This window comes from Heyndrickxia shackletonii, from assembly GCF_001420715.1.
Classification (GTDB): Bacteria; Bacillota; Bacilli; order Bacillales; family Bacillaceae_C; genus Margalitia; species Margalitia shackletonii.
Genome location: NZ_LJJC01000004.1, coordinates 986,844 through 1,001,007 on the forward strand (window position 1 = coordinate 986,844; position 14,164 = coordinate 1,001,007).

A 14,164-nucleotide genomic window follows, 5' to 3' on the forward strand; every position below is an offset into this window, starting at 1 on the left:
AGGAATGTTTAGGTTATGAAATTGGCATCTGATGTATGAGAAATTTCTAATATTGAGGTGGAGGGAAGCTATTACACTCTTTTAATGGTTAACAATCTATAAATCTGAAAAAAATAAATCTGCGTGTCGGTTTGGAAAAGTGAGCAATAATAGAGTACTAGATTAAACTACATTCCTGGTCACAGGATATGAAAGGAGCGTTTGGATGGGTGTATATGTTATAAGAAGGGTTTTTGGGCTTATTCCAATGATATTCATCATTACGGTTATTGCCTTTTTAATGATGCATGCTGCACCTGGAGATGCCTTTTCCTCTATTTTGAATCCAAAGATAAAAAACATTAATGAACTACAAGAAGCATTGCGCCATGCAGCCGGTTATGACCAACCCTTGATAATGCAGTATGTTACTTGGATTAAGAATTTTTTTACCGGTGATTGGGGTTATAGTTATGTGAAACATGAGCCAGTATTGTCGATGATAACACCCGCTCTTGTTAATACCGTGATTTTATCCTTAATGGCCCAGATAATTTCTATAGGGTTGGGAATTCCAATTGGTATTTTGCAAAGTCGGTTTCCTTATTCAAAATTCGACTATACAACATCTACCATACTATTTATCTTTTTTTCTATCCCTTCCTTTATCTTTGGGATCATTTTGATTTACGTGTTTGCCATCAATTTAGGCTTTTTCCCGGCACAAGGAGCGGTTGGATTTGGTCCTTCGGCAGGATCGTTGGGAGATCATTTGTATCACGCCTTTTTACCGGCAATTGCACTCATTTTATTAAGTTTTGTTGCTCATACAAGATACATAAGAGGTGCGATGCTTGATGTGAAAAGTTCTGATTATACCCGAACAGCCTATGCAAAAGGGTTAAAAGAAAGCAAGGTTTTTACAAAACATGTTTTCCGCAATGCGATGATTCCATCTATTACACAATGGGGATACGACATAGCGGCAATTGTTGGCGGTTCCATCATTTTGGAGGGACTCTTTCAATACCAAGGTATGGGGCTTCTAACCATTGATGCTGTAAACAACAGGGATTACCCCGTTATCATGGCAACTACGATCATTTATGCCGTAGCCATTCTTATCGGAAATTTAATTGCTGATATTTTATATGCGGTGGTAGATCCGCGTATCCGTTACAAGTAGAAAGAGGTGGAAAAATGAAAGCTGCGATTCAAGAACAAAAAGATTTTCAGACTGATTATACTGTCAAGCTTAAAAAAGTTAGAAGTCCATTTCGAATGGCTTTAAGAAGGTTTATGAACAATAAAGCGGCGGTGGTTAGTGCCATTGTTCTGTTGCTTATTTTCGTCATGACTTTGATTGCACCTTTAATCACTCACTGGGATCCGACCAGTCAAGATCTTACTTCATCGGATCTTCCACCGTCTTCGGAGCATTTACTGGGTACGAATAATACCGGCCAGGATTATTTTGCAAGAAATATTTACGGTGGACGAGTTGATTTCATGATTGCCATAGTCGATATGGTTATCATTATGGGCATTGGAATTATTCTCGGCGGATTAGCGGGATATTACGGTGGATGGGTAGACGCAGTTATCATGCGTATTGTGGATATTATGCTTAATTTTCCTAGTCTCCTGCTTATCGTCATCCTTAGTGCCTTTTTCTCGACCAACTCTGTATGGTTATTAATTCTTATTATTGCTTTTACAGACTGGTCTGGAATAACAAGATTTGTGCGCGGGCTTTTCCTGAACCTACGTGAACAGGAATTTGTATTAGCCGCTAAAATGTCAGGATGCAGTGTTTGGCGTATTATTTTCAAACACTTTCTGCCAAATGCAATTGGCCCGCTAGTAGTAAATGCTACATTCTTAATGGCAGGCTTGATAGGGATGGAAGCAGCCCTTTCGCTAATCGGCTTTGGTGTTCCGCCTAATACTCCGTCTTGGGGGAATACATTAAATAGTGCTTTAGATTATTTTACTTTGCAATTTAAGCCGTGGGCATGGGTCCCTCCAGCCGGATTGATTTTTATTACCATCCTTTGTTTCAACTTTATTGGCGATGGTTTACGTGATGCATTTGATCCAAGCTTTGAAAAATAATGTCAAATGGAAAAGGGGATTATGGAATGAGAAAAAGCGCATTTATGTTGATGGCCGTTGTACTTAGTTTGTTGTTAATCATATCTGGATGTTCAAAGGGGTCTGCTGGTCAAACCGGGGGAACAAGTGGGAAAGATGATGGCAAACCGGTAGATGGCGGTACATTGAAAATGGCATTTGGTGCAAAGGAATTTAACGATACATTGATTCCTGGTCTTGCAAACGATGCATTCAACGCGAATCTTGTGAGGATGTTATTCGATGGTCTTGCCGATCAAAATGGAAAACTGGAACTCGTGCCTCGTTTGGCAGATAAATGGGAAGTGTCATCAGACAAAATGTCCATAACGGTTACGTTGAATGAAAAAGCCAAGTGGTCCGACGGAGAACCGGTTACTTCCGATGATGTTTTATTTACTTATAACTCTCTAGTATCACCTGATCTATTGAAAATTGGCGGAGATGGCGGAAGCGCTTTAAACACTTTGAAAGGCTATAAGGAAATTTCAGAAGGAAAAGAAACATCATTTGAAAAAACGAAAGGCTTTGAGAAAATTTCTGACAAGCAGTTTAAATTAAATTTAAGCGAGAAGGATGCTGTATCTGTAACAAACATATTGACACAACGTTTACTTCCTTACCATATTTTAAAAGACAAACCTATTAAGGACTGGCAAAACCTCGATTTTGTTCAGGCGCCAAGTGTAGTTTCAGGGCCATATAAAGTGAAAAAAGTGCAAAAACCAACAACGGTCATTATGGAAGCAAATAACAATTACTATATTAGCAAGCCGCACATTAAAGAAATTGTCATCCAGGGTGTAAACGTCGATGTGGCTCCAGGATTATTTGCAAAAGGTCAATTAGACTATATGATGAAAGGATTTAATGTTGCCGACGTTCAAAACTTGAAACGAATTCAGAATGTCGATGTAATCGCGAAACCAGGTGATTTGTTTGAATATATTGGGATGAAGCTGTATAAACCTCCATTCAAAGACCAGAAAGTTCGTCAAGCATTGATGTATGCGTTGCCAAGAAAATTAATGTTGGATTCCATTTATAAAGGAAATGGTGTGTTGTTAAACGGTCCGCTGCCTGAAATAATTGGAGCTCATGCATCAGAAAAAGATGGAATAAACTCATACGACTACAATGAAGATAAAGCGAATCAGTTATTGGATGAAGCTGGTTGGAAAAAGTCATCCGATGGAAAGCGGATTGACCCGAATACGAACAAACCAGCGGATTTGAAACTCACTTATACTCAAGATTCAAAAACAAGCCAAGCAATAGCAGAATCGATTAAGAAATATTTTGGAAATGTTGGTATTCAAGTGACGCTTAATCCTCAGGATAGTACGACAAAGAATGCAAAGCTGCAAAATGATGATCCGAGTATCGATATGTGGATTGGTGCTTGGGGCGGCGGTGGAGATGACCCAAGAGGTCTTTGGGCAAGTGATGCCGCACTGAACTGGGAGCGTTGGAAGGATGCAGAAAACGATAAATTGATTAAAGACACGTATGCAAGTGATAGTGCCTTTAACGCAGATGACCGCAAACAATCACTTATTAAATGGCAGCTACATACTAACGAGCAAGTACCATTGTTATTCTTGTGGACATATTATGATGTGGCTGTGAAAAGCAAAAAATTACACATTCCGCAAGATGATTTGATTGATATCGGAAGTTTATATAATCCACAAGATTGGTGGCTTTCGGAATAATAACTGCCAAAGATCTTGATTAAGATGGCTAGTATACATTAGTGCATATGAATAACAACGGAAATAATGTTATTAGTATGCACTTTTGTTTCCATCAACACATACCTTATGTTTCATGTTAAAGATGGGGAGGTTATTCGCTATGGAGCCACTGCTTGAGATTGAGAATCTGAAAACCTATTTTTTTAGCAAGAATTCTGTTACACGTGCCGTTGATGGTGTTGACATCAAGGTGTATCCAAAGCAGATAGTATGCATTGTAGGGGAATCAGGTTCGGGAAAAAGTATGACATCATTGTCTATCATGGGATTAGTACCGAAACCAAAAGGAAAAATTGTTGAAGGAAACATTACCTTCAATGGCTCGAACCTTTTAAAGTATACATTTAAAGAAATGACCGAGATTCGCGGTAACGACATTTCGATGATCTTTCAAGAGCCCATGACTGCACTAAATCCGGTACTTAAAATTGGTGATCAGATTACAGAGGGATATCTTCGTCACAATAATACGACGAAAAAGGAAGCGCTGAATAAGGCAATTGAAATGTTGAAATTTGTCGGTGTACCAAGGGCGAGTGAAATTGTAAATGAATATCCGCATCAACTTTCAGGCGGATTGCGGCAAAGGGTAATGATTGCGATGGCAATGATCTGCCAGCCTAAGCTGCTTATTGCAGATGAGCCCACAACCGCCCTTGATGTGACCATCCAAGCGCAAGTATTAGAACTAATGAAAAAAATGCGGGACGATTTTGGAACATCTATTATGTTAGTCACCCATGATCTAGGTGTGGTAGCAGAAATATCAGACTACGTTGTTGTCATGTATGCAGGGCAAGTTGTAGAGTCTACGGATGCGGATACTCTCTTCCAAGAATCGCTACATCCATATACTAATGGATTGATGAGTGCCATTCCATCTATTACCGAAGATGTAGAGACTTTATATTCCATCCCCGGCACCGTACCTGATGCAGCGAATTTCCCCGAAGGATGCAGATTTGCCGATCGTTGCCCGATTGCACAGGAAAGCTGTAAGAAAAAAATGCCGGAATTACGGGAAATCAAACCAGGACACTATGTAAGGTGCGATATCATATAATCGATTTTGTTTTCTAAAGGGGTGATGAGTATGTCGAGTTTACTAGAGGTTAAAGACTTAAAAAAATATTTCCCCATTTCTGGCGGACTTCTAAAAAGAGCAGTAGGGCAAGTAAAAGCGGTTGATGGCATATCATTTGAAGTCGGTATCGGAGAAACGTTGGGACTTGTTGGTGAATCCGGCTGCGGTAAATCAACAACTGGCAGAATGATTGCTAGAGTAATGGAACCAACGGGTGGCAACATTAAATTCGATGGTATCGATATTTCAAAATTAAAAGGAAAAAAATTAAAGGAAATACGCTCCAATCTACAGATGGTTTTTCAAGATCCATATGCTTCCTTAAATCCGAAAATGGCTATTCAAAGCATTATAGCTGAACCGCTTGAAGTAAATGGTATTGCAAAAGGAAAGGAGTTAATCCACAGAGTTAATGAATTATTGGAGACTGTAGGATTACGGCCGGAAGATAGGCAAAAGTATCCGCATGAATTTTCTGGAGGTCAAAGGCAAAGAATTGGGATAGCAAGATCGCTTGCTTTAAATCCGAAGTTAATCGTTGCGGATGAGGTTGTTTCCGCGCTAGATGTTTCCGTGCAATCGCAAATTTTAAACTTGATGGTGGAGCTGAAAAAGAAGCGACAGCTTTCTTATATCTTTATTTCACATAATCTTTCGGTTATCCGTCATATAAGCGATCGTGTGGGAGTGATGTATCTTGGAAACCTAGTGGAAATAGCGGGAAAAAAGGATTTCTTCAACAATGCATTACATCCTTATTCACAAGCGTTGCTTTCTGCAGCACCTGAGCCAACAAGAAATAGTGGACGAGAAAGGATTTTACTGCAAGGAGAAGTTCCTAGCCCAGCAAACCCGCCAAAAGGATGCCCATTCCATACGAGATGCCCTCTTGCTATGAAGATTTGCTCACAAGAAAAACCAATTATGAAGGAAAGGGAACCAAGCCATTTCGTTGCCTGTCACTTGTATAATTGATTAATAGGTTATTGTTAATATTAACTTGCAGATGGATGTGAAAGATATGAAATTACATTTCCTAGGAACCGCAGCAGCGGAGGGTATTCCAAATCCACACTGTACTTGTAATACTTGTACAGAAGCAAGAAGACTGGGTGGACGTAATATACGTTCGCGAACGTCCGTAATCAGTTATATCCGCATGGTATCCAAGCTACATATGATGGCATGATTTTAAATATAAAGTAGATTAATGGTTTCATAACTATTGAAAATGGATTGTATACAATCGATGACAGCATTCCTTAAGAAGCATTAATTTACTTTTTTAACATTTGGCTCTGTTAAATAATAGTGTTGATGCTAATATCGCCTTATGTGTACACGTTCACGTCAGTTTTCCTCCAAAAAATATTACCGGTTCCCGTGTGCACATAAGGCTATAAATCAACCATAATCACTTACATAGCCTAACATTTAAAAAAAGGAGTGTAGAAGTTGTTTAAAAGCAGTCAAGAAATATTAGATTCATTGGGTGCAAGGTTAACAACAGAAGAAATAAAACAGCAGCCCGGTTTATGGGACGAAACGTATTCCTTTTATCAACAGAAAAGCGAAGAAATCCAAACGTTTTTGCAAAAAATAACGGATATGCATTCACAGATTCGGGTCATTTTTACCGGTGCCGGTACATCAGCCTATGTTGGTGACACAATTCTTCCTTATTTAAAGGAAAAACTGGATGAAGGCAAATGGGATTTGCAAAGTGTTCCTACCACAACGCTGGTGTCGAATCCATATCAATATTTAAAGGCGAATATCCCGACACTCCTCGTTTCCTTTGCAAGAAGTGGGAATAGTCCCGAAAGTGTTGCAGCAGTCGAATTAGCTCAAAAAATAGTAACTAACTTTTATCAGTTAACGATCACTTGTGCACAAGATGGTGAGCTTGCAAAACGGTCGGATGGGAACGAAAATAATTATCTCCTTTTAATGCCCGAAAAAGCGAATGACCAAGGCTTTGCGATGACTGGAAGTTATTCATGTATGACTTTGGCTGCTTTATTGATCTTTGATCCATTATCCATTGAAGAAAAAATGAAGATGGTGAAAAAGTTATGTTTAATGGGTGAAAATGTCATTAGCATGGAAGATAATATCCAAAAAATCGTTGATACGGACTTTGAACGAATTATTTATCTTGGAGCCGGCAGTTTAGAAGGATTGACAAGGGAAGCACAGTTAAAGATATTAGAGTTAACTGCGGGGCAAGTTGTCACCGCTTTTGATTCCCCATTGGGCTTTAGGCATGGTCCTAAATCATTTGTGAATGAAAGAGCATTGGTATTTGTATTTGTTTCAAACCATCCTTATACCCGTCAATATGACCTCGATATTTTAAACGAATTGAAGCAGGATGATATCGCGAACTATATTTGTGCGATTCAAGTAGAAGGGGAAACGAATTATTTCGGGGATGGATTCATGTTTGGAAGTGAAGCTCAGTCTATACCAGATGCATACCTGGCATTACCATATATTATGGTCGGTCAAACAATTGCGTTGTTATCTTCTATTAAAGTAGGCAATAAACCAGATACACCATCACCGACCGGAACGGTTAACCGTGTTGTTAAAGGTGTAACGATACATAAATATTGTGGATAATCTTTGATAGTTGAAAGAGTGAGAATCTTAACAGTCATCATGAACCCTATTGAAGCAACACCAGAGTCAGCAATAAGTTAAGTTTCCCAAAAAAGGGGTGTCAAGCACCAAGTTAGAAGTATTCTAATTTGGTGCCTGACACCGTTTTCTATTAAAAGTAGATTCTTCTTTTTTCAAAGGATAAGAAAGTATAAAATATTTCAATATACAAATTATTTAATGAATTCAGCCTTGTCTAGCTCCAGCGCCTATCGGCTAGCGGATTTCTCCGTCTCCTCCCTACGATAAGTCAACATCAGTTCGTGAACTACCTCACTGTGTTTCCTTTATCTCAGTCGAAGACTACGAAATCCGTACGCCGATGAGCAAGGCGCTTGCGCTTTTCTTCTTATTATAGTGTCTTAACTAGAATGCTAGCTATGATGACGGATGCGACGGTCACCGTTGTAAAGCCGGCAATTAACATTGGTGGCGATAATTCATTTAAGAGCATTTCTTGTTCTTCTTCTGTCCTTCCAACACTCCTACTAACTTCCTGACACAATATATAGTCTGCCGGAAAGCCGAACATAGAAGTCAAAGCCAGCGACATCCCCTTATATGGATGTACTTTAAATACTTTTGAAAAGATAAATCCTCCTGTTAAAATTCCAATTTGTCCAATGATAATGATTGCTAAAATTTGCGGGATAAAATGTAAAAATTGCGAAAGGCTCACAGTACTCATCGATGCAATGACAATAAAAATCGTACCAAGAATTGCAACACTCGAAGCTTTCGCCTTGTCCATAATATTTTCATTATAGAATTTCACTCTTGCACCAAGCACACCAATAATCAGGCACCAAATGGTAGAACTGACCCCGGTAAAGCTACCGATAACCGTTCCAAGTGAAGCACCAAGAAACAATTTAAATAGGAGAACATTCGCGGTATTAAATTCAAATTTCTTTTTGGGTTTGCTTTCTTGTATGTGTGCTTCCAATGTTGCAGCAACATACTTTTTAGAATCTGGAAGTCCTATTTTGTCTCGTAAAATAAGTGCATATTTCCGAAGAAAGATAGAGGCAACTGGCATACCAAATAATTTATGAATGGCAAGCACAAGTGCTGGAATCGCTACAAGATTGGTAAAACCAAGCGCTTTTAACTCATCAGAGGTGACAATAAAAGCGACAATTCCCCCGACGATTGGCCCCATCCCAGCTACAGCTGTTTCATAACCAAAAAGCATGGTAATGATCGGAAGAACCAAAGCGATAGCTACAAGCGTCCCGCCCAGTGCAATTAATACTGCTTTATACTGTCTAAACATCAGGGTTAATGGAATAAGCGTGCCCAAATGAACCACCAATGGTCCTGTCATCAAGCTGCCTATTTGACTAAAAGTTGATGTATCCACAATATTTTTAGGGAAAATTCCCGTCCAAACCAAAACTAGAAAACCAATAATTGCAATTAACAGCATAGGCACCCTAGCCCTCGTTAGAACTGAAATAATCTCCCCTACCGCAACTAATGCTAACACTAGCATTGCTGCAAAAACTGGTTCATTGATTGTCATAATATAGCCTCCTGGAATAAAAAAGATGGAATTCATTATTACGATTATTCAGAAATTTAGGAACAAAAATATCCCATTCGTAATAATAAAAACAGAATGATTACCGAATGTTAATAAAATTTACTGAAAATATTAACTTTTGAATAATAATAGTTTTGATTATAAAATATATTCTGAGAAATTTCTACACTATTTTTGAACTATTTTTAAAAATAGGGAAAGGGGAAAGTCTCTATACAAGGAATTCGACTCTCACGCACTCGCCCTTAAAAAATCATTTACCTCTACTCTTTTTCATATTAATCTAATAAAGGAAAGAATGAATCTGTGTTTGACACCTAGAATGTAGGAGATGTTTTACTTGTTAGTTAGAATGAATAAGCGGCTTGAAAAGATGATGCCCTTTATTACACCGGTAAGTGTGGTACTTGGTGTGCTGTTATCCGTGTATTTAAAGGATTATTCCTTTCTCGTTCCGTGGATATTTGCTTTTATGACCTTTGCAGGGAGTCTTGGTTCTAATTTTCAGTCACTGAAACAGGTGGTAACACATCCTTTTTCCATCATCATTGGTCTAGTAATCTTACATGTTTTGATGCCGATTTGGGCTTGGGGGATCGGGCATGCCGTTTTTCATGGAGATGCTTATACAATTACGGGATTAGTCCTCGGGATGGTAATCCCAACAGGTGTGACAAGCGTTATTTGGGTTTCTATTTACAGAGGGAATATGGCGTTAACTTTATCTCTTATTTTAATAGATACCTTGCTGTCACCGTTTATTGTTCCATATACACTTTCATTAATTGTGGGACAGAAGGTTGAACTAGATACTCTTGGGATTATGAAAGGGCTATTTGAGATGGTGGTCATCCCGTCGATCCTTGCCATGATGTTAAATCAATGGACAAAAGGGAAAATCAAAAATACTTTGGGTCCTAAATTAGCCCCTTTCTCGAAAATATGCCTAGGGCTTGTTGTGATGTTGAATGGAGCGGTTATTGCACCTCATTTAAAGAATGTTTCATTGAAGTTAGTGGGAATTGGCGTAGTAGTATTCTTCATTGCTTTTACGGGTTACTTATTTTCTTTTCTGATCGGCAGAATATTGAAAAGAGATTTGGAAACGACAGTTGCCTTAACTTTTCTGGGCGGCATGAGGAATATTAGTGCCGGAGCGGTCATTGCTGTTTCTTATTTTCCTCCAGCTGTTGCCACCCCTGTTATTATTGCGATGCTGTTTCAACAAGTATTGGCGTCCGTTTTTGGGTATATGATAGATAAGTATTTTCATCCATCGGTAAAGCAAAAGCGGAAGATTGCATAGAAAGGTCTCAGGCACCAGAGATTAATCTAATCTGGTGCCTGACATCATTTGTCGTATTTGGTTTAAATCCAGCACATGCATGGAATATATCATACATCCTGACAGGACTAGTATGAGTACGATATAGAGTAAAAACACTGCTAGCTTTTCTTTTTTTGTTGTTTTTTTATAAAATTGTATTTTCCTGAGTTGTTTATCGATTTCCTCTTTTTCTGCATAAATAGGTTCTTCGGATAAATCCCCATCATATAAAGATTCCAACTGTACGACAATGGTTCGATATGCCAGCATTCTTGTTTCATAGATCGCTTCCGAAGCAAGATCACGTTTTTCAGATAAGGCATTATTAGTGGAATGTAATATGTTTTTGTATTCGTAAATCATTCTGTTAAGCCATGAAAGCTTTTCTGAACTTTCTTCCATATTTAAATAAGTGCTTTTCAGTTGTTCCCATTCCCGGATTCTTTCTTCCCATTCTAAGCATTGAATGTGTAAGGCTTTTTCCTTTCTGTCTTCGCCAAACATCGCGAATACTTGAAGGATTCCAAAAATCACAAGCAGGATAAGAATTGGATTGGGGCTGAATATCGCAACGATGGCAAGCACAATCAGTCCGAAAATGGTAAATTTTTTACTTAACATTTTGGCAATGTGGCCGCCGTCTAATGGCATCATCGGAATAAGATTGAATAAATTAAGCATCGCACCTACCTGGAATAAAGCCATCCAAAACAACTCATGTGTCATAAAGTAGAGAACAAAGAAAGGAAGAATGGACAATAATCCGGCAAACGGTCCCATGTATGAAATATACACATCGTCTTTGATAGATTTCGGTTTTTCTTTCATTCCGACAGCAGCCCCAAGAAAAGGTATAAAAACAGCAGGAGTGGTTGGAATTCCTTTTTTCCGCGCTGCAACCATATGCCCCATCTCATGTATGAACAATAAATAGACAATCCCTACCCCGAACTTCCATCCATAAATAAGTGCATAAGCCCCGATACTGATAAATAAAGAAATTAATGTATGAAGCTTGGCAATTTTTAATATAACAATGACATATTTTAATTTTGATAACATGATCAATAGAACTGCGCCTATAGCTCCAAATAAGCTTTTCTTATTTTTCATAAACAACCTCCCTATGATTCTATTTTATACGATTTTCAAAGCATTTTTGATTATTTTCATCACTATTGGTCAAATTGATTGGAAAAAAATTTAATAGAAAGTACTCAGAAAAAATAATCGCACGAATTACATGTTGAATGGCCCAAAATGGGAGGTGAACAGCCCGAATTTCATGACGATCAGCCCGAAATGGACCTTCAACAGCATAAAATGGGTATAAATACCTATAGGAACTCCATTGGTGTTAATCGAATTTTAGTTAGCATATGGATACATAAATGAATTCAAAGCGACTAGTTTTACGCAAAATTTTGGGGGAGATGAATGAAATGCTTAAAGGAAAAATGCTTAAATTTGGGGATACGATTGGATTAACGGCTCCGTCAAGTCCATCTAAAGTGGAAAGGGTGCAGATGGCAATTCAAATGATCCGAGAGCTTGGCTTTAACGTAAAAGTAGGGAAAAGCTGTTATGAGGAATATGGCGGTTATTTGGCTGGGACTCCGGAAAATCGCGCGAAAGAGCTAAACGAGATGTTTACTGATCCGGAGGTGGATGCGATTCTATGTTTACGCGGCGGATACGGAACACCGCAGCTACTGCCTTATTTAGACTATGAAGAGATATCGCAGCATCCAAAACTATTTATCGGATATAGTGATATTACTGCCTTACATACTGTTTTTATGCAGAAATGCGGGCTGGCAACTGTTCACGGACCGATGGCAACCTCGGATCTTTTAGATGGTGATGAGTTTACGCGTACTTCCTTACTGCGATTATTAATGAACTCAAATCCACTGGGGGCAGTCAGCAATCCGGAAGGCGAGGAGATTTTAAGTTTAGTAGATGGTGTAGCGGAAGGAGAATTGGTCGGAGGAAATCTCTGCTTAGTCGCGTCGTTAATGGGTACCCCTTATGATTTAGACACGAAAGGAAAAATTTTATTTCTGGAGGATGTCGGGGAAGAACCGTTTAAAGTGGATCGAATGTTAACTCAATTAGCTTTAGCTGGAAAGTTGACAGACGCGGCAGGAATCATTTTTGGCACATTCACAGAATGTGAATCGCCAAACTATTCTCATGGATTTGATATTGTCGATGTATTTAAAACGATCGTCGCACCGTTTGGGAAGCCAACAATCTATAATCTTCAGGCTGGTCATTGCGAGACAAAATTAACCTTGCCATTCGGAGTAAAAGCAAAGCTCGATGCAACCAATCGCAGTCTAATTATAGAAGAAAGTGTGGTTCTGTCATGATGGAAAAAGAAATCTTGCTTCAGCAAGCAGGGGGAATTTTACCATGGTTAGTGGAAGTACGCAGAGATTTTCATGCTTATCCTGAGTTTGGGATGGAGGAATTTAGAACGAAGGATAAGATTTGTGAGTATCTAGACGAGATGGACATTCCTTATCAAGCCGGAATTGCCAATACTGGTGTGGTTGGGCTTATTCAAGGGGAGCAAGATGGAAAAACAGTTGCATTGCGAGCAGATATGGATGCTTTGCCTATTTTAGAAAAAAATGATATCCCGTATAAATCCACTGTTGACGGAAAAATGCATGCTTGCGGACATGATGCGCATATGACCGTTTTATTAGGAGCGGCCAAGCTTTTACAGGAAAACAAGCATTTACTGAAAGGCAATGTAAAGTTATTGTTTCAGCCGGCTGAGGAAACAGTCGGTGGGGCGGAGCCAATGATAAAAGAAGGGGCATTGGAAAATCCAAAGGTCGATGCGGTCTTTGGCCTTCATGTCGATCCTGCGATACCAGTTGGAAAAATTGGGGTTAAATACGGGCAAATGAATGCTTCTTCTGATACGATAACGATAACGGTAAAAGGAAAAAATGCGCATGGTGCTTATGCATATATGGGAAAAGACGCGATTGTCATTGCCGCCGGGGTTATCAGCGCATTGCAAACCATTGTTAGTCGCAGTGTCGATGCCCGTGAATCTGCTGTCATCTCCATTGGCACCATTCACGGAGGAACCCAAGGGAATATCGTAGCTGATGAAGTGAAGCTTGTCGGAACGGTTCGTACATTAACTCCTGAGATTCGCAGAGGTGTTTTACAAAAATTAGAGGAAACCGTCACTTATGTTGCAAAGGGATTAGGTGGTGAAGCAGTACTTTCTGTTGAACCCGGCTACACTTCGTTGATCAATAATGATGAAATGGTAGATATTGTGAAGGAAAGCGGCGAGGCACTAATTGGGAAAGAAAATGTGAACCTGCTTTCGAGACCCAGTCTAGGAGTAGAAGACTTTGCTTTTTTCGCCAAAGCGGTACCAGGGGCCTTTTTCCGACTTGGGGTACGAAACGATGAAAAAGGAATTGTCCATGATGTACATACACCATTTTTTAATATAGATGAAAAAAGCTTAAAGATTGGTGTTGCCATGCAGGTTTGGAATGTTTTTAGTTTTTTGGAGTAAAGGGATATGATTGGATTCCATTGTAAATCATCCTGATCTTCTATGGAATTTGGTACAGTTTGAGCTGTTCCTTTCAAAGACATGTTCAAGGAAAAGAAACATTATCATTAGAGGAGAA

12 protein-coding genes are annotated in these 14,164 nt (G+C 39.0%); 10 read left to right on the forward strand and 2 right to left on the reverse strand.

All coding sequences use genetic code 11. The features are described from left to right. Positions 1 to 205: 205 nt before the first annotated feature. From AN964_RS04775 to AN964_RS04800, 7 genes are all read left to right on the forward strand, one after another. A complete protein-coding gene (locus AN964_RS04775) occupies positions 206 to 1,165 on the forward strand; it encodes an ABC transporter permease (RefSeq protein ID WP_055738603.1) in 960 nt (319 codons plus the stop codon). 14 nt (positions 1,166 to 1,179) lie between these two features. Then, the gene (opp4C, locus tag AN964_RS04780; RefSeq protein ID WP_055738604.1) at positions 1,180 to 2,094 is read left to right on the forward strand and encodes an oligopeptide ABC transporter permease; all 915 of its coding nucleotides are present in this window, start codon (positions 1,180 to 1,182) and stop codon (positions 2,092 to 2,094) included. A gap of 26 nt (positions 2,095 to 2,120) precedes the next feature. Next, positions 2,121 to 3,827, forward strand: a complete 1,707-nt coding sequence (locus tag AN964_RS04785) for a peptide ABC transporter substrate-binding protein (protein WP_055738605.1) — start codon at positions 2,121 to 2,123, stop codon at positions 3,825 to 3,827. 142 nt (positions 3,828 to 3,969) lie between these two features. Next, positions 3,970 to 4,932 carry an ABC transporter ATP-binding protein gene (locus AN964_RS04790; RefSeq protein ID WP_055738606.1) on the forward strand — a complete coding sequence of 321 codons (963 nt, stop codon included), beginning with the start codon at positions 3,970 to 3,972 and terminating at the stop codon, positions 4,930 to 4,932. A gap of 30 nt (positions 4,933 to 4,962) precedes the next feature. Continuing rightward, on the forward strand, positions 4,963 to 5,928 hold the full coding sequence (locus AN964_RS04795) for an ABC transporter ATP-binding protein (RefSeq protein WP_055738607.1): 966 nt from the start codon (positions 4,963 to 4,965) through the stop codon (positions 5,926 to 5,928). 46 nt (positions 5,929 to 5,974) lie between these two features. Then, positions 5,975 to 6,142, forward strand: a complete 168-nt coding sequence (locus tag AN964_RS25970; protein WP_200915571.1) for an MBL fold metallo-hydrolase — start codon at positions 5,975 to 5,977, stop codon at positions 6,140 to 6,142. Positions 6,143 to 6,408: 266 nt separating this feature from the next. Further along, positions 6,409 to 7,578, forward strand: coding sequence for an AgaS family sugar isomerase (locus tag AN964_RS04800; RefSeq protein ID WP_055738608.1), 1,170 nt, complete (start codon positions 6,409 to 6,411; stop codon positions 7,576 to 7,578). Between the two features lie 391 nt (positions 7,579 to 7,969). On the opposite strand, the gene AN964_RS04805 is transcribed toward AN964_RS04800, so the two are convergent. Continuing rightward, entirely contained in the window at positions 7,970 to 9,142 is a 1,173-nt protein-coding gene (locus AN964_RS04805) for a hypothetical protein (RefSeq protein WP_055738609.1), read from the reverse strand. Positions 9,143 to 9,503: 361 nt separating this feature from the next. Here AN964_RS04805 and AN964_RS04810 point away from each other — a divergent pair, with 361 nt between their 5' ends. Further along, positions 9,504 to 10,469, forward strand: coding sequence for a bile acid:sodium symporter family protein (locus tag AN964_RS04810; RefSeq protein WP_055738610.1), 966 nt, complete (start codon positions 9,504 to 9,506; stop codon positions 10,467 to 10,469). A 21-nt stretch (positions 10,470 to 10,490) separates the two neighbouring features. On the opposite strand, the gene AN964_RS04815 is transcribed toward AN964_RS04810, so the two are convergent. Further along, positions 10,491 to 11,603 carry a site-2 protease family protein gene (locus AN964_RS04815; protein ID WP_055738611.1) on the reverse strand — a complete coding sequence of 371 codons (1,113 nt, stop codon included), beginning with the start codon at positions 11,601 to 11,603 and terminating at the stop codon, positions 10,491 to 10,493. A gap of 329 nt (positions 11,604 to 11,932) precedes the next feature. Here AN964_RS04815 and AN964_RS04820 point away from each other — a divergent pair, with 329 nt between their 5' ends. Then, the gene (locus AN964_RS04820; protein WP_055738612.1) at positions 11,933 to 12,865 is read left to right on the forward strand and encodes a S66 peptidase family protein; all 933 of its coding nucleotides are present in this window, start codon (positions 11,933 to 11,935) and stop codon (positions 12,863 to 12,865) included. Further along, the gene (locus tag AN964_RS04825) at positions 12,862 to 14,046 is read left to right on the forward strand and encodes a M20 metallopeptidase family protein (RefSeq protein WP_152982353.1); all 1,185 of its coding nucleotides are present in this window, start codon (positions 12,862 to 12,864) and stop codon (positions 14,044 to 14,046) included. Before AN964_RS04820 ends, AN964_RS04825 begins: the two co-directional genes overlap by 4 nt. The last annotated feature ends 118 nt before the right edge of the window (positions 14,047 to 14,164 follow it).